The sequence below is a fragment of the bacterium genome (assembly GCA_024224155.1).
In the GTDB taxonomy this organism is placed as follows: domain Bacteria; phylum Acidobacteriota; class Thermoanaerobaculia; order Multivoradales; family JAHEKO01; genus CALZIK01.
The window spans coordinates 1-1,648 of sequence record JAAENP010000183.1 but is presented as its reverse complement, the minus strand read 5'-3'; the positions used below and the strand labels follow the sequence as shown (position 1 = coordinate 1,648).

Annotated in this window: 1 protein-coding gene; it reads left to right on the top strand. The window is 65.4% G+C overall.

Annotation, left to right across the window (positions count from 1 at the left end; translation table 11 throughout):
- A partial coding sequence (locus tag GY769_10425; GenBank protein MCP4202337.1) for a CTP synthase occupies positions 1-1,482 on the top strand: 1,482 nt, incomplete at its 5' end.
- Positions 1,483-1,648 lie beyond the last annotated feature (166 nt).

Below are 1,648 nucleotides of genomic sequence, written 5' to 3'. Positions count from 1 at the left end.
GTCACCGACGACGGCGCCGAGACCGATCTCGACCTCGGCCACTACGAGCGCTTCACCCACTCCGTGACCTCGAAGCGTCACAACTTCACTACCGGCAAGATCTACGAGGCGGTGATCAACAAGGAGCGCCGCGGCGATTACCTGGGCAAGACGGTCCAGGTGATCCCCCACGTCACCGACGAGATCAAGGACTGCATGCGGCGGCTGGCCGAGGGCCACGACGTGGTGATCGTCGAGATCGGCGGCACGGTCGGCGACATCGAGTCGTTGCCTTTTCTCGAGGCCATCCGTCAGCTGCGCCAGGAGCTCGGGCGCTACAACGCGGTCGATATCCACCTGACGCTGGTGCCTTACATCGCCGCCGCCGACGAGCTCAAGACCAAGCCGACCCAGCACTCGGTGCGCGCGTTGCGCGACATCGGTATCGCCGCGGACATCGTGCTTTGCCGGGTCGACCGGCCGCTGCCCGACGAGCTGCGACGCAAGATCGCGCTGTTCTGCAACGTCTCGGTCGACCGGGTGATCGCCGCCCGCGACGTCGAGTGGATCTACGAGGTGCCGCTGGCGTTCTGCCGCGAGGGTCTCGACGAACGGTTGATCGAGCTGCTGAACCTGGCCCACGACCAGCGCGACATGTCGCAGTGGGAAGCCCTGGTGCGCCGGTACAAGAACCCGGCGGACACGGTGCGGATCGGCATCGTCGGCAAATACGTCGATCTCGCCGACGCCTACAAGAGCCTGAACGAGGCGCTGATTCATGGCGGCATCGCCAACGACGCCCGGACCGAGCTGGTCTACATCTCGGCCGAGGAGATCGAGGAGGGCCAGTGGCCGCACGAGATCTTCGAGGTCGACGGCATCGTGGTGCCGATCGGTTTCGGCAAGCGCGGCTCGGAAGGCAAGATGCACGCCATCCGCTATGCCCGCGAACAGAGGGTGCCGTGCTTTGGCATCTGTTGGGGCATGCAGCTGATGGTCGTCGAATACGCGCGCAACGTCTGCGGCATCCGCCACGCCGCCTCGACCGAATTTGTCGAGTCGACCCCGGATCCGGTGATCTACAAGCTCCGGGACCTGCTCGGCGTCGAAGACCTGGGCGGCACCATGCGTCTCGGCGCCTATCCCTGCAGACTGGTCGGCGGCACGCGGGCTCAGGCGATCTACGGCCAGGAGAACATCTCGGAGCGTCACCGGCACCGCTATGAAGTGAACCAGAAGTATCTGCCGGATCTGGTCGAAAACGGGCTGGTGGTCGCCGGCATGAGCCCCGACGGCAAATTCGTCGAGATGGTCGAGCTGCCGCACCACCCGTGGTATCTGGGGTGTCAGTTCCATCCCGAGTACAAGAGCCGGCCGACCGATCCGCACCCGCTTTTCGTCTCCTACATCGGCGCCGCGCTCGAGGAGAAGCGCCGGCGGCGCGAGCATCCGGAACGGGCGAAGGAGCGGGCCGAGGTACCGGCGGTCAAAGCTCTGGCTTGAGGCAGTCACATCATGACGGTTGAACCGATCGAGATCGCGCCAGGGGTAGTGCTCGGCGGCCATGGCCTCCATGCTCCGGTACGGGGAGACCAGTACCGTCAGATCCGGCTGAACGTCCGCTGCGAGCAATGCTGCCAGACCGGTGCCCAGGGAGCGGCCGTAAACC